Source organism: Paeniroseomonas aquatica, from assembly GCF_030409335.1.
GTDB classification, from domain to species: Bacteria; Pseudomonadota; Alphaproteobacteria; order Acetobacterales; family Acetobacteraceae; genus Belnapia; species Belnapia aquatica.
On sequence record NZ_JAUFPN010000186.1, the window covers coordinates 1 to 16669 of the forward strand.

18 protein-coding genes are annotated in these 16669 nt (G+C 72.6%); 8 read left to right on the forward strand and 10 right to left on the reverse strand.

Annotation, left to right across the window (positions count from 1 at the left end; all coding sequences use genetic code 11):
• On the forward strand, positions 1-269 hold a 269-nt coding region (locus tag QWZ14_RS22400; protein ID WP_290319151.1), incomplete at its 5' end, for an SH3 domain-containing protein.
• A 102-nt stretch (positions 270-371) separates the two neighbouring features.
• Here the strand turns inward: QWZ14_RS22400 and QWZ14_RS22405 are convergent.
• Positions 372-1622, reverse strand: a complete 1251-nt coding sequence (locus QWZ14_RS22405; RefSeq protein WP_290319152.1) for a cation:proton antiporter — start codon at positions 1620-1622, stop codon at positions 372-374.
• Positions 1623-1661: 39 nt separating this feature from the next.
• Positions 1662-2453: an HpcH/HpaI aldolase family protein gene (locus tag QWZ14_RS22410; protein ID WP_290319153.1), complete on the reverse strand. Its 792-nt coding sequence runs from the start codon at positions 2451-2453 to the stop codon at positions 1662-1664.
• A 124-nt stretch (positions 2454-2577) separates the two neighbouring features.
• Here QWZ14_RS22410 and QWZ14_RS22415 point away from each other — a divergent pair, with 124 nt between their 5' ends.
• Together QWZ14_RS22415 and QWZ14_RS22420 are read left to right on the forward strand one after the other, a co-directional pair.
• Complete coding sequence (locus QWZ14_RS22415; protein ID WP_290319154.1) at positions 2578-2802, forward strand: acetyl-CoA carboxylase biotin carboxyl carrier protein subunit; 225 nt, start codon at positions 2578-2580, stop codon at positions 2800-2802.
• Positions 2803-2937: 135 nt separating this feature from the next.
• Positions 2938-3657 carry a methyltransferase domain-containing protein gene (locus QWZ14_RS22420; RefSeq protein WP_290319155.1) on the forward strand — a complete coding sequence of 240 codons (720 nt, stop codon included), beginning with the start codon at positions 2938-2940 and terminating at the stop codon, positions 3655-3657.
• A gap of 9 nt (positions 3658-3666) precedes the next feature.
• Here the strand turns inward: QWZ14_RS22420 and QWZ14_RS22425 are convergent, their stop codons facing one another.
• The 3 genes from QWZ14_RS22425 to QWZ14_RS22435 are packed head-to-tail and all read right to left on the reverse strand — an operon-like array spanning position 3667 to position 7327.
• Positions 3667-4410 (reverse strand): 2-keto-4-pentenoate hydratase, encoded by a 744-nt coding sequence (locus QWZ14_RS22425; RefSeq protein ID WP_290319156.1) that lies wholly within the window; start codon positions 4408-4410, stop codon positions 3667-3669.
• A gap of 14 nt (positions 4411-4424) precedes the next feature.
• Complete coding sequence (locus tag QWZ14_RS22430; RefSeq protein ID WP_290319157.1) at positions 4425-5606, reverse strand: acyl-CoA dehydrogenase family protein; 1182 nt, start codon at positions 5604-5606, stop codon at positions 4425-4427.
• A gap of 2 nt (positions 5607-5608) precedes the next feature.
• Positions 5609-7327 (reverse strand): N-acyl-D-amino-acid deacylase family protein, encoded by a 1719-nt coding sequence (locus tag QWZ14_RS22435; protein ID WP_290319158.1) that lies wholly within the window; start codon positions 7325-7327, stop codon positions 5609-5611.
• A gap of 220 nt (positions 7328-7547) precedes the next feature.
• On the opposite strand from QWZ14_RS22435, the gene QWZ14_RS22440 reads away from it, so the two are divergent.
• A complete protein-coding gene (locus QWZ14_RS22440; RefSeq protein WP_290319159.1) occupies positions 7548-8933 on the forward strand; it encodes a hypothetical protein in 1386 nt (461 codons plus the stop codon).
• 30 nt (positions 8934-8963) lie between these two features.
• Here QWZ14_RS22440 and QWZ14_RS22445 read toward each other — a convergent pair whose 3' ends face one another.
• Positions 8964-9401 (reverse strand): type II 3-dehydroquinate dehydratase, encoded by a 438-nt coding sequence (locus tag QWZ14_RS22445; RefSeq protein WP_290319160.1) that lies wholly within the window; start codon positions 9399-9401, stop codon positions 8964-8966.
• A gap of 176 nt (positions 9402-9577) precedes the next feature.
• Here QWZ14_RS22445 and QWZ14_RS22450 point away from each other — a divergent pair, with 176 nt between their 5' ends.
• Entirely contained in the window at positions 9578-10819 is a 1242-nt protein-coding gene (locus QWZ14_RS22450; RefSeq protein WP_290319161.1) for an NAD(P)/FAD-dependent oxidoreductase, read from the forward strand.
• 6 nt (positions 10820-10825) lie between these two features.
• On the opposite strand, the gene QWZ14_RS22455 is transcribed toward QWZ14_RS22450, so the two are convergent.
• Positions 10826-11788, reverse strand: a complete 963-nt coding sequence (locus QWZ14_RS22455; RefSeq protein ID WP_290319162.1) for an N-carbamoyl-D-amino-acid hydrolase — start codon at positions 11786-11788, stop codon at positions 10826-10828.
• A gap of 100 nt (positions 11789-11888) precedes the next feature.
• Here QWZ14_RS22455 and QWZ14_RS22460 point away from each other — a divergent pair, with 100 nt between their 5' ends.
• Positions 11889-12860, forward strand: coding sequence for a Bug family tripartite tricarboxylate transporter substrate binding protein (locus tag QWZ14_RS22460; protein WP_290319163.1), 972 nt, complete (start codon positions 11889-11891; stop codon positions 12858-12860).
• Between the two features lie 128 nt (positions 12861-12988).
• Positions 12989-13216 carry a hypothetical protein gene (locus QWZ14_RS22465; protein WP_290319164.1) on the forward strand — a complete coding sequence of 76 codons (228 nt, stop codon included), beginning with the start codon at positions 12989-12991 and terminating at the stop codon, positions 13214-13216.
• Positions 13217-13230: 14 nt separating this feature from the next.
• Here QWZ14_RS22465 and QWZ14_RS22470 read toward each other — a convergent pair whose 3' ends face one another.
• Entirely contained in the window at positions 13231-14445 is a 1215-nt protein-coding gene (locus tag QWZ14_RS22470; RefSeq protein ID WP_290319165.1) for an MFS transporter, read from the reverse strand.
• 111 nt (positions 14446-14556) lie between these two features.
• Between QWZ14_RS22470 and QWZ14_RS22475 the strand changes: the two genes are divergently transcribed.
• Positions 14557-14949, forward strand: a complete 393-nt coding sequence (locus tag QWZ14_RS22475; protein ID WP_290319166.1) for a carboxymuconolactone decarboxylase family protein — start codon at positions 14557-14559, stop codon at positions 14947-14949.
• Between the two features lie 33 nt (positions 14950-14982).
• Here the strand turns inward: QWZ14_RS22475 and QWZ14_RS22480 are convergent, their stop codons facing one another.
• On the reverse strand, positions 14983-16200 hold the full coding sequence (locus QWZ14_RS22480; RefSeq protein WP_290319167.1) for an ABC transporter substrate-binding protein: 1218 nt from the start codon (positions 16198-16200) through the stop codon (positions 14983-14985).
• Positions 16201-16365: 165 nt separating this feature from the next.
• On the reverse strand, positions 16366-16602 hold the full coding sequence (locus tag QWZ14_RS22485) for a hypothetical protein (protein WP_290319168.1): 237 nt from the start codon (positions 16600-16602) through the stop codon (positions 16366-16368).
• Between the last annotated feature and the right edge of the window lie 67 nt (positions 16603-16669).

Sequence of the window (16669 nt, forward strand, 5' to 3'; positions counted from 1 at the left end):
CCGCCCCCCCTGCCGCCCCGGCACCCAGCGCGGCGGCCCCGGCCCCGGTGCCGGCCCCGCCCGCCGCGGCGGGCGGCCTGCCGCGGGTCCTGGTCCGCAGCCCGGCCAACGTGCGATCCGCCCCGGATGGCAAGGCGACGGTGCTGCGCACCGCGCCGCGCGGCGAGGCCTTCCGGGTGCACGGCGAATCCAAGGGCTGGCTGCAGGTCGGCAATGCCAGCCCGGAGGGCTGGATCTTCTCCGGCCTGCTGAGCGACCCGGCGCCCTAAGGCGAATCCCGGTCCGAGGGAATCCTCGGACCGGAGGGGCCTGTCCGCTGGCGCGACCCGCCAGGGGGGCGAGCGCCGGGCCGGGGCGGGCGGACACCGCCCTTAGCCCTCCAGCGCCAGCACCCCCTGCCGGCGGCGGCGCCCGTCCAGCCAGCGCATGGCCGGCGTCACCGTCATCCCGTGCAGCCCGACCGAGATCAGCACGGTCAGCCCCACCACCGCCCAGAGCTCGGCCATCTCCGGGAAGCGCGCCGCATTCGCCGCGAAGGCCAGGTAGTAGAAGCTGCCGAGGCCGCGGATGCCGAAGAAGGCGATGGCCCCGCGCTCCGGCAGCCGGGTCGTGGTCCCCAGCAGGGACAGCAGCCCGGCCGCGGGCCGCACCACGAAGAGGATCACCGCCGCCGCCGCCGCCCCCGGCCAGCCCAGCGGCGCCAGCAGCCCGCCGGCGACGGCGCCGCCGAACAGCACCAGCAGCACCATCATCAGCAGGCGCTCGGTCTGCTCGGCGAAGTCGTGCAGCCGGTCGTGGTAGGCGTGGTTCCGCTCGGCGTCGCGCATCGCCAGCGCCGCGACGAAGACCGCGACGAAGCCGTAGCCATGCGCCAGCTCGGTCAGCCCATAGGCGAGGAAGGTCGCCCCCAGCGCCACGAAGCCGTCCCCGGTGCGCGACAGCCGGGCGCGGTTCGGCATGCGGAAGGTCAGCCAGCCCAGCAGCCGGCCGATCCCCCAGCCCGCCGCCAGCCCCGCCGCCAGCTTCCAGACCACGTCGACGCTGAAGAAATGCCCCATCCAGTCCGACGGCTCGGTGCCGACCAGGGCCAGCGCCACCGCCAGGTTGACGAAGGGGAAGGCCAGCCCGTCGTTCAGCCCGGCCTCGGCGGTGAGGGTGAAGCGGACCTCGTCCTCCTCGCCGCTCTGCGGCGGGCCCACCTGGACGTCGGAGGCGAGCACCGGGTCGGTCGGCGCCAGCGCGCCGCCCAGCAGCACCGCGGCCGCGGTCCCGAGCCCGAGCATCCAGTGCCCGACCAGGCCGATGCCGAGGATCGAGAGCGGCATGGCGATCCCGAGCAGCCGCCAGGTCAGGCCCCAGCCGCGCCAGGTCAGCCGCCGGTCGAGCTTCAGCCCCGCCCCGGTCAGGGCGACGATCACCACCAGCTCGGTCAGCCGCTCCGCCGCCTCCGGGTAGTGCAGCGGGCTGGGCGTGTCGCCGCCGAGCAGGGCGAAGACGGCGTAGCCGATGCCGATGCAGAACATGGGCAGCGACAGCGGCAATTCGCGCAGCACCATGGGCAGCCAGGCCACCAGCAGGATGAGGCCACCGATGCCGACCAGCATAACAATGTAGGGATCCATGGAACGGCAACGCAGGGCCACCCCCGAGTTGCCGCGGATTCAGCCGGCCAGGGCTTCGTGGATGCCGCGGGTCCAGGCGCCCGCCCCGGCCGAGAGCAGCCCGATGTCGGTCTGCGTCGTCAGGAATTGCGCGCCGCGGCGGATGACCGCCGCCTGCGCCGCCGGGTCGCGGTGGCCACCGCAGCCGAAGAACTTGCCATGAGCTTTGCAGGCCGCCTGGATGCGGTCCACCGCCTCGGCCAATTCCGGGTCGGCGTATTGGCCGGGCTTGCCCATGTCGGTCAGCAGGTCGTTCATGCCGACATGGATCACGTCGATCCCGGGCACCGCGGCGATGGCCTCGACGTTCCGCACCCCCTCCCGGGTCTCGATCATGCAGGCCAGCAGGGTGGCGGCCTCGATCGCCGGCAGCGCCTCGGCCGGCGGCACGCCCTGGTAGTCGAACCAGGGATAGCCGCCGGTGACGCTGCGCCGGCCGAGCGGGCCGAAGCGCCCGGCCGCCACCGCGAGCCGCGCCTCCGCCGCGGTGTTCACGTCGGGGAAGACGATGCCGCTCACCCCGTTGTCCAGCAGCGCCTGGATGTCGGGGTCCCGCACCGAGCGCACCCGCGCCAGCGGGGCGATGCCGAGGGCCAGCGCCGCCTGGGCGATATGGCCGACGGTCTCCAGCCCGAAGAGGCTGTGCTGCAGGTCGATGAAGAGGAAGTCGTGCCCGGTCGCCCGGGCGATCCGGGCGATCTCGGCCGAGCGCGACATCCGCACGCCGAGCCCGAGCGCCACCCCGCCGGCGGCCATCTTCTGCGTCACCGGATTGGTCGGCGCGGCGGCCATGGCATCCCCCTGCGGTCGTTGCCGCCATGCCAGCACCGGCCGGGCCCGGCGGCAAGCCGGCTTGACCATTCCCCGCGCCGCGCCTGCAATGGCGCCCGGGGGACCGACCCCAGGAAGGCGCCGCATGGCCGATATCCGCGTGAAATCCGAGATTGCCGGCTCCGTCTGGAAGATCCTGAAGCGGCCGGGGGATGCCGTGGCGGCGGAGGACGAGCTGCTGCTGCTGGAATCGATGAAGATGGAGATCCCGGTCGCCGCCCCCCGCGCCGGCACCGTGCAGGAGGTGCTCTTCGCCGAGGGCGAGACCGTCGCCGAGGGCGACGTGCTGCTGGTGCTGCGCACCGGGTAGGAAGGATGCCCCGCTTCGGGTGAGACGGATGCTCCGCATCGGGTAAGAAGGATGCTCCGCATCGGGGGGGTAACCGGCCTTTCCCCTGCGGCGCGCTTTGCGGTAGTTTCGCGCCACAGGCGGTGGAGCGGGCACTTGGCGGATACATCCGGTTCGGAGACGCTGGCGTCGGGGGCTGCGATCGCCGCCACCTGGTCCAAGGGGAAGGCGCAGGAGCTGGAATTCTGGCGCATGGTGGCGACCAATACGCCGCCCTGCCCGCCGGACTACCACGCCGAGATGCTGGCCCGCTGCGACCCCGCCGCCGAGATCCACCCGAGCTTCATCGCCAGCATCGTCACCGCCCCGCTCGAGGAGGCGGTGCTGCTCGACATCGCCGCGGGGCCGGTCTCCTCGCTCGGCTGGTGCCACCAGGGGCGGCGGCTGAACGTCGTGCCGATCGATGCCCTGGCCGAGGACTACGGCGCCATCCTGGCCGAGGCCGGGCTGGCCCCGCCGGTGCCGACCCGGCCCGGCCATGCCGAGGACCTCGCCAGCCTCTTCCCGCCCGCCTCGATCGACTTCGCCCACATGCGGAACGCGCTCGACCACTGCTACGACCCGATGAAGGTGATCCGCGGCGCGCTGGGCATCCTCAAGCCCGGGGCCAGCTTCCGCATCCATACCATCGTGAACGAGGCGGTGATCGAGGGCTACGAGGGCTTCCACCAGTGGAACATCGAGCGCCGCGGCGACCGGCTGGTGATCTGGCGGCCCGGGACCGAGATCGACGTCGGCGCGGAAGTGCCGGAGGCCGCGCTGACGCTGCATGGCGGCGAGCACTGGCTGTTCATCGAGCTGGTCCGCAAGGCCTGAGGCCGGCCTTCAGGCCAGCTCCACCACCGCCGCGCCGAAGCCGAGGAACTCGCCGGTGACGCGCTGGTGGCTCCCGACCCAGAGCAGCCCGGTGCAACTGCCGGTGGTGACGACCTGGCCGGCCTCGAGCTGCAGGCCGAAGGCCGGCAGGTGGTTGGCCAGCCAGACCAGCGGCACGAAGGGATGGCCGGAGGGGTTGCCGCCCAGCTTCTCCACCTGGACCTCGCCGCCGCAGCTCTGCCGCACCGTCAGCGCCGCCAGCTCCATCTCCCGCCAGCCCGGCACCTCGGCGCCGATGATCAGCCCGGCATGGGCGACGTTGTCGGCCATCTGCTCCTCGGGCGTCACCGCCTTGGGGTCCTGGTAGCGGCTGACGACCATCTCGATGACCGGGAAGGCGGCCTCGACGCAGTCCAGCACCTCGGCCTGGGTATAGGGCGTGGCGCGGGGCGGCAGGCCGCGGCCGAGGCGGAAGGCGATCTCGGTCTCGATGCCGATCGTCTCGCCGGGGGCGACGGTCCAGGTGCTGCCGCTGGGGCGCAGGCCGCTGGCGGCCATGATGGCGGCGGAGGCGGGCTTGCCCGGCGGCGCCGCGCATTTGTAGCCGCCGATCCGGCCCCCCGTGCGGCGCAGCACCTCCTGCTGGATGGCCCAGACCTCGGCCTCGGTCCGCGGCGCGGCGGCGCCGAGGCCGGCGAGGCGGGGGCCGCCCTGGCGGACCGCGAGCAGGAGGTCGGCGGCGGATTGGGGCATGGGGCGGGATCCTGTCAGAGAAAACCGGGGGGCGCGTTGCCGAGCAGCACCTGGCCGGCGGCGGCGAAATGGCTGCGGCGGGACTGGATCTGCTGCGACAGGGTGTGGATGTCGCGGAAGCGCCGCTCGAAGGGGCTGCCGGGGAAGATCGCATCGACGCCGGCGGCCCGGTAGGTGGAATCCGCCACCTCGATGGCGGCCTGGGTCGCATGGGCGCAGCCGAGGCGGAGCCGGGCGCGGTCCGCCATGCCGATGGGCGCCTCCGGCCCGGCGGCGGCGGCGATCTCCTCCAGCAGCGCGACCAGCCAGGCGCGGGCGGCGCCGAGCTTCGCCAGGGATTGCGCCACCTCCTGCTGCACCAGCGGGTCGTCGGCCAGGCGGGGGCGGCCGCGCGGGGCCTTGGCCTGGGCGAGGGCCATGAACTCCTCCAGCATGGCGCCGGCCGCGCCAAGGGCGACGGCGGCGACGCCGACGGCATAGAGGCCCTGCTGGGTGAAGGCGTAGAGGCTGCCGGGTTCGCGGCGCAGGGAGGGGTCCTCCCGCGTGGTGCTGAAGGCGTCCGGCACGAAGAGATCGGTGACGGTGTAGCTGTCCGAGGCGGTGCCGCGCAGGCCGATGGGGTTCCAGGTATCCAGCAGCTCCGCCTGCGCCGCGGGAAACAGCAGGGTGCGGATGGCGGGCTGGCCGAGGTGGTTGGGCCGCAGGCTGCCGTCGGCTTCCCGCACCCGGCAATGCACGCCCATCCAGGTGGCGAGGCGGCAGCCGCTGGCGAAGTCGAAGCGGCCGGCGGCGACGCGGTAGCCGCCGGGCACCGCCTCGGCGAGGGTCGCGTTCGGCGGGCCCCAGGCGATGACGGCGCGGGGGTCGTCGAAGATCGTGTGCGCTTCGGGCGGGGCGAGGTAGGCGGCGACGAGGCAGGCGCTGTTGCCGACGAAGAGGTTCCAGGCGACCGAGGCATCGGCGCGGGCGATGGCCTCCAGCGCCAGGAGGTAGGTGGCGGGGCTGGCTTCCTCGCCGCCATAGGCGCGGGGCAGCAGCAGGTGGAAGAGGCGGGCGGCGTGCAGGGCCTCCGCCAGATCGGGCGGGATGCGGCGGGTCGCCTCGATGGAAGGCGCGGCTTCGGCGATGCGGGCGGCGAGGGCCGCGGCGCGGGCGATCGGGCTGGGCGCCGTGGGGGGAGCGACCAGCCCGGGCATCGTCAGGCCCCGCGTGCCCGGACCAGCTTGCCCGGCAGGGCGCCGGTGAAGTGGCCTTCCTCGAAGACCGGGACGCCGGAGACGAAGGTGGCGCGGTAGCCGTCGACCCGCTGCACCAGGCGGCGGCCGCCGGCGGGCAGGTCGTAGCGGACCTCCGGCTTGTGCAGCCGCATGTTGGCGTGGTCGATGACGTTGACGTCGGCCTTCATCCCTGGCGCGAGGATGCCGCGGTCGTGGAAGCCGAAGAACTGCGCGGTCTCGCTGGTCTGGCGCTTCACCACCAGCTCGAGCGGCAGGCGCTCGCCGCGGCTGCGGTCGCGGGCCCAGTGGGTCAGCATGTAGCTGGGGATGCCGGCATCGATGATGGAGGAGCAATGCGCCCCGCCGTCGCCGAGGCCGAGCACCGTGGCGTCGTCCGTCAGCATGGTGCGGATGATGTCGTGGTTGTCGACGTTGTAGCCGGTGACCGGGAAGAACAGGAAATGGTCCGGGTTCTCGGCGAGGTAGTCGTAGGCGACCTCGTCCGGGGTGCGGCCCTCGCGCGCCGCGATGGCGGCGATGCTCTCGCTCTCGGGCGGCTCGTAGTCCGGCGGGTCGCCGAGCTTGAACATGCGGTTCCAGCGGCGGACGATGTGCTGGCGGAACTGGGACAGCTTCCGCAGGTATTCCTCGGCCGGGGCCTCGCTCAGGATCCGGGCGCGCACCGCGGGGTCCTGCAGCCGGGCCATGCGTTCGGCGACCGGCAGCTTCAGCAGCGCCTGGTAGCCGGGGCGGATGGAGAAGGGGTTGAGCGCGGTATCGGCGCCGAGCAGCACGCCAACCGGGCGGCCGCAGACCTGGGCGGTGACCATGGCGCCCTGGGCGCGGGCGGCCCGCACCCCCTCCATCAGCCGCTTCCAGCGGGCCGGGTCGGTCGGCCAGTCGGTCAGCAGGAACCAGACGGGGCGGCCGGTCTGCTGGCCGAGCCTGGTCATCCAGCCGAGCTCCTCGGTCTCGATGTCGAAGTCGCTGTTCATGCCGAAGGCGCCGTAGCCGACCTTGCCCAGCGCCTGGCCGATGCCCATGAGTTCGGCCACCTCGGAGTAGCGGCCGGGCACCATCTCCCCGGTCAGGGTCTTGTGGCTGTTGGTGCGGCTGGTGGTGAAGCCGAAGGCGCCGGCGCGCATGCCTTCCTCGACCAGCCGGTGCATCTCGGCGATGTCCTCGGCGGTCGCGGCCTCGCGGCGGATGGCGCGCTCGCCCATGACATAGACCCGCAGCGGGTGGTGCGGGATCTGCGCGGCGACGTCGATGGCGCGGGGGAAGGCGTCCAGCGCGTCGAGGAATTGCGGGAAGCTTTCCCAGTTCCACTTGAGGCCCTCGGCCAGGGCGATGCCGGGGATCTCCTCCACCGCCTCCATCAGGCCGATGAGCTCGTCGTGGTCGCGGCGGCGGACCGGGGCGAAGCCGACCCCGCAATTGCCGAACAGGATGGTGGTGACGCCGTGCCAGGAGGAGGGGGCGAGCTCGCTGTCCCAGGTGGCCTGGCCGTCGTAGTGGGTATGGGCATCGACCCAGCCGGGGGTGACGATATGGCCCTCGGCCCTGATCTCGCGCGTGGCCGGGCCGGCCTTGCCGCCGACCTGGGCGATGCGGTCGCCGTCGAGGGCGACGTCGCCGGTGTAGCCGGGCCGGCCGGTGCCGTCGATGATGGTGGCGCCGCGGATGACGGTGCTGTGCATGCGGACGTTCCCCTTGTTGCCAGGGCTTGGTGCGGGGATTGAAGGCCCCTGCGGACGGGGGGTCAAGCGCGGGAAGGGCTGCGGGCCGCCCGTCCCCTTGGGCCTCCCGGTTGAAAGTTGCGTGTGTGAACCCGCATCGCTGGACGCGAAACGAAGCCCTGCCTATCCTGCCCCCGCAAAGACCTCGTCCGGACGCTTCGAGGCAGCGATTAGGAATATCATGGGTTCCCGGAAGGATTTGTGGCTCAGCCTGGCTGGCCTCGTCGTCGCGCTGGTATGGCCGATCCTGGTCGTCGGCTATCCGCTGCTGTTCTGGGACTCCCTCGACTACCTGGGCACCGGCATCGAGCTCGGCTACGGCACGCTGCGGCCGCCGGTCTACGCCTACTTGATCCGGCTGCTGCACTGGAACCTGTCGCTCTGGCCGGTCATCCTGGGCCAGGTGGCGCTGGCGGTCTGGCTGATCTGGCGGGCCATGGACGCGCTGCAGGTGCCCTGGCGCAGCCGCCTCGCGGCGCCCGTCCTCATCGCCCTGTCCAGCCTGCCCTTCTTCGTCATCTGGGTGATGGCGGACATCCTGACCGGGCTGATGGTGCTGGCGGCCTTCATCCTCGTCGCGCGGCCGCCGGTCCGCGGCTGGGAGCATGCGCTGGTGGCCGGCTTCGCCTTCCTGGCCGGCATGGCGCATGTCACGCACCTGCCGCTGCTGCTCGGCATCGGCCTCGTCCTGCTGGCCGCCGCTCTGCTCTGGCCCGGGCTCGGGCTGTCGCGCGGCGCGGCGCTCGGCCTGATCGGCGCCCCGGTGCTGGCGGCCTGCCTGCTGGTGGCGGCTAACCTCGCGCTCTACGGCGTCGCCCGGGTGACCTACTCGAGCCCCGCCCTGGCGCTGACCCGGCAGGTCGAGGACGGGCTGACCCAGCGCACGCTCGACGCCGAATGCCCGACGCGGCGGTGGCGGCTCTGCGACGAGCGCGCGGCGCTGGAGGGGGCCACCTCGCTCTGGTTCGGCTTCGCCGACGACAGCCCGCTGCAGGCCCGGCTCGGCGGCATGGTGGGCTACGCGGCGGAGGCGGCGGAGATCGTCTCGGCCACCACCCGGCGGTACTGGCGGGATTCGCTCACCGCCGGCATCGAGCGGGCCGGCGCCATCCTGCTCTCGCGCGACAGCGCCTCCTTCGGGGCGCGGCGGGACCAGGCGGCCATCCTGGATCTGCTGCGCAGTCACCGCTACGGCTACCTGGACGGCGGCCTCGACCGGCCGCTGAACACGGCCGAGCTCACCGCCGCCGCCCGGCCCGGCGACCTGACCGCCCTGGCCTGGGCGCCGCTGCTGGCGGTCGGCGGGCTGATCGCCTGGCGCCGCCGGGCGCCCCTGGCGGCGGTCTTCCTCGGCGTCACCCTGGCGGCGATCATCGGCAATGCCCTCGTCATCGGCGTCGGCGGCGACGTGGAGGGCCGGTACCACGGCCGGCTGGCCTGGCTCGCGGTCTTCGGCTGCTTCCTGGCCGCCACCTCGCGGGCGGTCAGCCGGTCCGACCGGTCCGCCGCCCCGGCGCCGCCCAGCTTCGGGAAGCTCGAGCCCGGGCAGACCGGCTACGCGACCTGAGGCCGCGGGTGTGCCCTCGGGCCGCGGTCGTCAGCGGCGGCGCCCGGCGGCGATGAGCTCGGCCATGGCGCCGATGGCGAGCTCGTAGCCGCGGACGCCGAGGCCGCAGATGCTGGCGGTGGCGGCGAGGCTGGTGAAGGTCCTGGCGCGGAAGCCCTCGCGCCGGTGGAGGTTCGCCCGGTGGACCTCGATCACCGGCCCGTCCAGCATCAGCATCGCATCCATGACCGCGATGGAGCTGTGCGCGAGGCTGGCCGCGTCGATGAGCAGCCCGTCGGCGCCGCGGGCTTCCTGCACCCAGTCGATGAGCTGGCCTTCGTCGTTGGTCTGGCGGAGGTCGAGCAGCAGCCCCGCCCGCTCCGCGGCCCGGTGGCAGCGGGCGCTGACGGCGGGGAAATTCTCCTGCTCCTCGCCCACGGCGCCGAGGCGGTCGGCATGGGGACCGTTGAGGAAGAACACCGTGGGCATGGCGGGATGGTTCCACAACCGTGACGCTGGCGCCAGCCTCGCGTGGCCGGCCGGCCCGGGTTTCGGCCGGGCGGCTTTTGCGGGCAGTATCGCGGGCCGGACCGTGCCCGGATTGGAATCGTGTCGCATCCGCTGCGGTCGCCCCCGGGCGGCCGGGCCAGAAGGAGAGTGAAGGCATGCCGCGTTCGGCGATCGTGCTCGGGGCTGGGATGGTCGGCGTCTCCGTCGCCCTGCATCTGCGGCGGCGGGGCTATGATGTCGCCCTGCTGGACCGCCAGGGGCCGGGCGAGGGCGCCTCCTTCGGCAATGGCGGGCTGATCCAGCGCGAGGCGGTCTATCCGCATCCCTTCCCGCGGGCGCTGGCGGAGCTGCGGCGCATCGCCGGCAACCGCGCCGTCGACGTCTCCTACCATCCGCTGGCGCTGCCGGGCTTCGTCTCGCCGCTGCTGCGCTACTGGTGGAACTCGGAGCCGCGCCGCTACCTGGCCGCGGTGGAGGCCTATTCCCGGCTGATCGCCACCTGCGTCGACGAGCACCTGGCGCTGGCCGCCGGCACCGAGGCCATGCCGCTGCTGCGGCCGATCGGCTGGATGCGGCTGTTCGGCAACCCGGCGCTGCTGGAAGCCGCCCTGGCCCAGGCCGAGACCGCGCAGCGCGACTACGGCGTGCACTACGCCGCGCTCGACACCAAGGCGCTGGCGGCGGCCGAGCCGCATCTGCTGGTCGAGCGCGCCGGCGCCATCCACTGGACCGACCCGCTCTCGGTCAGCGACCCGCATGCGCTGACCCTCGCCTATGCCGGCATGTTCGAGGCCGAGGGCGGCAGCCTCGGCCGCGGCGACGCGGCCAGCCTGCAGCGGACCGGCGCCGGCTGGCGGGTGGAGACCGCCGCCGGCCCGGTGGAGGCGGCCGAGGTGGTGGTCGCGCTCGGCGCCGCCTCGGACCGGCTCACCCGCCGCTTCGGCTATGCGCCGCCGACCTTCGGCAAGCGCGGCTACCACATGCACTACGGGCTGAAGGGCAATGCGACGCTGCACCGCCCGATCCTCGACACCGACAGCGGCTTCCTGCTGGCGCCGATGCGGGCCGGCATCCGGCTGACCACCGGCGCCGAATTCGCCCGGCCAGACGCGCCGCCGAGCCCGGTGCAACTCGACCGCGCCGAGCCGGTGGCTCGCAGCCTGCTGCCGCTGGCCGACCGGGTGGAGGCGACGCCCTGGATGGGCACCCGCCCCTGCACCCCGGACATGCTGCCGATCATCGGCCCGCTGCCGCGCCAGCCCGGCGCCTGGTGCGCCTTCGGCCATGCCCACCAGGGGCTGACCCTCGGCCCGACCACCGGGCGGATGCTGGCCGAGATGATGCTGGGCGAGACGCCCTTCGTCAGCCCCGAGCCCTACCGGCCAGCGCGCTTCTAGGGAGCGTCAGCCCGCCGGCGTCCAGGCCGGCGGCGCCACGCTGCCGGTCTGCGCGGTGATGCGGCCATAGGCCTCCGGCCGGCGGTGGCGGGCGAAGTCGAAGATCGTGGTCCGCCCCAGCTCGCACATCGCCAGATCGCAGTCGGCGACGATCAGCTCGTCGCCCCAGCTGGTCGCCTGGGCCATGATCTCGCCGGAGGGATTGACGATGATGGAATGGCCGAACAGCTCGTGCCCGTCCTCGTCGCCGGCCTTGGCGACGCCGGCGGCGAAGCAGGCGTTCTGGTAGCAGCCGGCCTGGATGCTGAGGTGGCTGTGGGCGACCCGCAGGTGGTGCGCCTCGAAGCCGCGGTTCTCCATGTTCAGGCTCGGCGTGTTGTAGCCGAGCATGACGAGCTCGACCTGCTGCAGCCCGAGCACCCGCCAGCCCTCCGGCCAGCGCCGGTCGTTGCAGATCAGCATGCCGATGTTGACCTCGTTCTCGCCGATGGGCGCCCGCACCACCGGGAAGCCGAGGTCGCCCACCTCGAAGTAGCGCTTCTCCAGGTGCTGCACCTTCCGCTGCGGGTCGTATTCGCGGTGCCCGGGCAGGTGCACCTTGCGGTACTTCAGCACCACCTCGCCATTCGGGTGGACATAGACCGCGGTGTTGTAGCGGTGCCCGTCCGGCGTCTTCTCGGCATAGCCGAGGTGGAAGCCGAGGTTGTACTTCCGCGCCGCCGCGAACAGCGGCGCCGTCGCGTCGGAGGGGAGGGCGGTCTCGTACCAATGGTCCGCCTGGGCCAGATCCGCCTCGTACCAGCGCGGGAAGAAGGTGGTCAGCGCCAGCTCGGGGAAGACCACCACCTCGGCGCCGCGGCGATGCGCCGTCTCCATCAGCCGCACCATGCGGCCGACCGCGACGTCGCGGCCCTCGGCCTTCTGGATGGGGCCGAGCTGGGCGGCGGCGAGGACGAGGCGGCGGGACATGCGGTGGCTCCGGCGAGGGTTGCCGCAGCTTTCCCCCGGCCGCAGGCTGATGACAAGTGGGCGGCCTTGCGGCATGTCCGCCGCCAGGAGGACCGCCCCGATGCTCACCCGCCGCACCACCCTCGCGCTCGCCGGCGCCACGCTCGCCACCCCCGCGCTATCTCAGGGCAGCGATTTTCCCAACCGTCCGCTGCGCATGGTCATCCCCTTCCCGCCGGGCGGCGGCAGCGACATCCTCGGCCGGCTGCTGGCCCAGCGGATCGGCGATGCCCTCGGCCAGCCGGTGGTGCCGGAGAACCGGTCGGGTGCCGGCGGCAACATCGGCACCGATGCCGTGGCGAAGTCCCCGCCCGATGGCTACACGCTGGTGACGGTCTTCAACACCATCGTGGTCAACCAATTCGTCTTCCGCTCGATGCCCTTCGACCTGAAGAAGGACCTGACCCCGGTCGCCCGGGTGGCGCTGGCCCCCACCGTCATCGCCGGCGGGCCGAAGCTGAAGGCGCGCGACCTGGCCGAGGTCATCGCCATCTCCCGCGCCCAGCCCGGGTCGCTGAACCATGGCACCCCCGGCCTCGGCACCATCACCCATGTCAGCGCCGAGCTGATGGATGCGATGTCCGGCGGCAAGCTGACCCATGTGCACTACCGCGGCACCGGTCCGGCGGTGACCGCCGCCGTCGCCGGCGAGGTCGAGCTGGTCTCCGCCCCCTGGTCGGCGGTCGAGGGGCTGGTCAAGGGCGGCCAGCTCCGGGCGCTGGGCAACCTCGCCGCCGCCGACAGCCCGCTGATGCCGGGGGTGCCGACCGTCGCCGCCGCCGCCGGCCTGCCCGGCTATGCCGTGGACAATTGGGGCGCCGTGCTGGCCCCTGCCGGCCTCCCCCCCGCCGTGCTGGCGAAGATCACCGCCGCCGTCCGCCAGGCGGTGGATACGCCCGAGGGCCGGCAGGCCATGGCCGCCCGCGGGATCGAGGCCGCCTATGCCGACGGCCCGGCGCTCGCCCGCATCATCGAGGAGGATGGCGCCCGCTGGGAGCCGGTGATCCGCAAGGCGGATATCCGCGTCGAATAGGGCAATGCAACCCTGGGTATAGGGGACTGGGGCGCTACCACCATAGCGCGAAGAAAATGCATGCCTGGACACCCGTTACGCATCCGGAGGGTCGCCTTCTGCGTAATGCCCTACCGGAGGGTGTGCAGATGCCGCAGGGATGCGATGAACCGACAGGCGGGGGTGGGCGGCGCGAGGGCTCGGCCGAGGCGCGCGGCGCCGATGAGCTGGGGATGTCCCTCGGCCTCGCCATCCTTGCCGCCGATGCCATGGGCCTGCCGGGCACCCGCGCCGCCCTGGCGGCGGCGCTGCGCTGCCTCGATGCCGAGGCCCCCGGCGCGGACTGGCTCGAGGCGAGGCCGGGCGCCGAGCGCTGAGGCCGGCGCCCGGCCTAGCGCCGCGCCGGCTGCTTCGGCAGGAAGACCATCAGCAGGCCGAGCGCCGGCAGGAAGGCGCAGACCTGGTAGACCGTGCGGATGCTGGTCATGTCGGCCAGCTGCCCGAGCGCCGCCGCCCCGAGGCCCCCGAGGCCGAAGGAGAAGCCGAAGAACATCCCGGCCACCAGCCCGACCCGCCCCGGCAGCAGCTCCTGCGCATAGACCAGGATGGCCGAGAAGGCGGAGGCCATGATGAGGGCGATGACGACCGAGAGGATGCCGGTCAGCGCCAGCCCGACATGCGGCAGCGCCAGGGTGAAGGGCAGCGCGCCCAGGATCGAGACCCACATCACCGGCACCCGGCCGATGCGGTCCGCGACCGCCCCGCCGATCAGCGTGCCGACCACCAGCGCCGCCAGGAAGGCGAAGAGGAACATCTGCGCGACGGGCACCGAGACGTGGAATTTATCGATTAGGTAGAAGGTGTAGTAGCTGCTCAGGCTGGCGGTATAGACGTTCTTCGAGAAGAGCAGCGCCACCAGCACCGCGATCGCCAGCCCGACCTTGGCCCGCGGCAGCGGCGCCGCCCCCGCCGCCCGGCCCTTGGCCGCCGGCCGCGCCGCCTGGTTGCGGGCGTACCAGCCGCCGACCTGGAACAGCACGACCATCCCGAGCAGCGCCGCGCCGGAGAACCAGACCAGGCTGCGCTGCCCGTGCGGCACCACGATGAAGGCCGCCAGCAGCGGCCCCGCCGCCGAGCCGGTGTTGCCGCCCACCTGGAACAGCGACTGCGCCAGGCCGTAGCGCCCGCCCGAGGCCATCCGCGCCACCCGCGAGGCCTCCGGATGGAAGACCGAGGACCCCATGCCCACCAGCGCCGCCGCCAGCAATATCAGCGGATAGCTCGCCGCCTGCGCCAGCAGGATCAGCCCGACCAGGGTGAAGCCCATGCCGATGGCCAGCGAATAGGGCATCGGCCGCTTGTCGGTCACCATGCCCACCACCGGCTGCAGCAGCGAGGCGGTGCACTGGAAGGCCAGGGTGATCAGCCCGATCTGGCCGAAGTCGAGGCCGTAGGAGGTTTTCAGGATGGGATAGATCGCCGGCACCAGCGACTGCATCAGGTCGTTGAGGAAGTGGCAGAAGCTCAGCGAGAGGATGACCGCGAAGGTGGTGCCCGCCACCGGGGCCGCCTTCGGGGCCGGGGCATCGATGGTCTGCTCGCTCACGCCGCGATCCTCGTCCTGCGCCGGCCAGTATAGGCGCAATCGGACGACTGACCAGCTTCCCACCCCCGCCGGACGCGCTAGGCTGGCCTGCGTCAGGAAGGGAACAGGACCATGGCGAAGAGCGCGATGCACAAGAAGGGCTCGGCGGTCCGCGAGGAGCTGATGGGCAAGGCGATGGCCAGCAAGATGGCCACCACCGTCTACAACGACCCGCTGATGGAAGGCTTCGCCGACTGGACCCGCGAGGCGGTCTTCGGCCTGCTCTGGACCCGGCCGGGCCTCGACCTCAAGACCCGCGCCCTGATCACTGTCATCACCGATACCTCGACCGCCGCCTGGCCGGAGCTGCGCATCCACCTGCGGATGGCGCGCAACCAGGGCTGGACCGAGGCCGAACTGGGCGAGGCGCTGCTGCACACGGCGGGCTACATCGGCGCCCCCTCGGTGCGGGAGGCGCTGCTGGTGGCGCGCGAGGTCTTCGAGGAAATGCGCGCCGAGGCCTGAGGGGCGCCGGTCCGGCGCCCCGGCCGTCGCCGGTCAGACGATGGCACCCTCCACCAGCGGCCCGAAGCGCTCGTAGAGCCGCCCGGTCCAGCGCTGCAATTGCATCTGCCGGATCGGGCGGTAGTTGGTCGGGCTGGAGTTCAGCCGGATGCCCGGCAGCATGGTCGGCAGCTCCACGTCCTGCAGGCTGGCGGCCTGGCGCATGATGTTCTCGCGGGAGAAGTCCTGGCCGCAGTGCTGCAGCACGTGGTGCATCAGCCGGGCGACGCTGTAGCCATAGACGTAATTGGCATCGGTCAGGTCGCCCTCCGGCATATAGCGGACCATGAAGCCGCGCCATTCCTTCATGCCGGGATCCTCCGCCCATTCCGGGTCGGTCGGGTCCTTCATGTAGGCGGCGGTGGTCAGGCCGATCGCCTTCTCCAGCCCGGCCGGCTGCAGCACCACCCCGACCGAATTGGCGCCGTAGTGGATGCAGGTGGTCGGCCGCCACTGGATGTCGTGCAGCTTGCGGATGGCCTGGGAGCCGAACTTGGCCGTCACCGCCAGCACCAGCGCATCCGCCCCGGTCGCCTGCAGCCCGATGAGCTGGGAATCGATGGTCGGGTCGGTGCTCTCGTAGGTGGCGAGCTTCACCACCTGGTCGAACCGCTCCCCCAGCACGTCCCGCACGCCATTGACGTAGTCGCGGCCGAAGTCGTCGTTCTGGTAGAGGATGGCGATGCGCGCGGCGCGGTTCACCTCGAGCATGTAGCGGGCATAGATCTGCGCCTCGATCCGGTAGCTCGGCGGGAAGCCGATGGTCCAGGGATACTCCCGGTAGTTGCTCCACTTGTCGGCGCCGGTGGAGGGAAAGAGGTTCGGCACCTTGCGCTGGTTGGTGTAGCGCAGGATGGCGCTGTTGGTCGGCGTGCCGAGGTTGCTGACCAGGCAGGCGACCTGGTCCTGCTCGACCAGCCGGCGCACCTGCTCGACCGTCTTCGGCGGGCTATAGGCGTCGTCGTAGCTGAGGAATTTGATCCGGCGGCCGCCGACGCCGCCGGCGTCGTTCACCATGCGGACATAGGCGTCGATGCTCTTGCCCTGGACCCCGAGCGAGGAGACCGGGCCGCTGTAGGACATGGTGTTGCCGATGCGGATCTCGGTCGCGGTGACGCCGGGCGTCTGGGCGAGGGCAAGCCCCGGCGTGGCGAGGCCGGAGGCGGAGGCAAGGCCGATGGCGCTCCCGAGGAGGCTGCGGCGGCTGGACATGGCGTTCTCCCTGTTGTCCCGATTGGGCGCGGCACCGCCACGCCAATCGGCAGCCTAACAGGGTCATCGGGCCGGCTGCGGCGGAATCCGCAGCGGCCGGTGCCGCAACTTCGCAGTCCGGCTCAGCATCCCTCCGCCGCCCGCCGCGACCCTTCGCGGCGCCGGCTAGTGCGACGGCTGCTGCGGCTGTTGCTGCTGCCGGGCGGCGGCACGGTCGGCATTGCCCCGCTCATGCGAGCCGACGGCGCAACCGGCCGCGGCCCCGGCGACGGCATGGCCGCTGCCGGCCATGTGGCCACTGGCCGCGCCCAGGGCGGCACCCTTGAGGCAGGAGGGCTTCGCCATGGCCGGCGCGGCGGAGACCAGGGCAAGGAAGGCGGCGGCGGCAATCCAGCGTGTCATCGGTCGGTTCTCCTTGGGTCGGAAAAGCGACCGGCCCGACGCCGGGTTGCGGTCATTGCGCATCCTT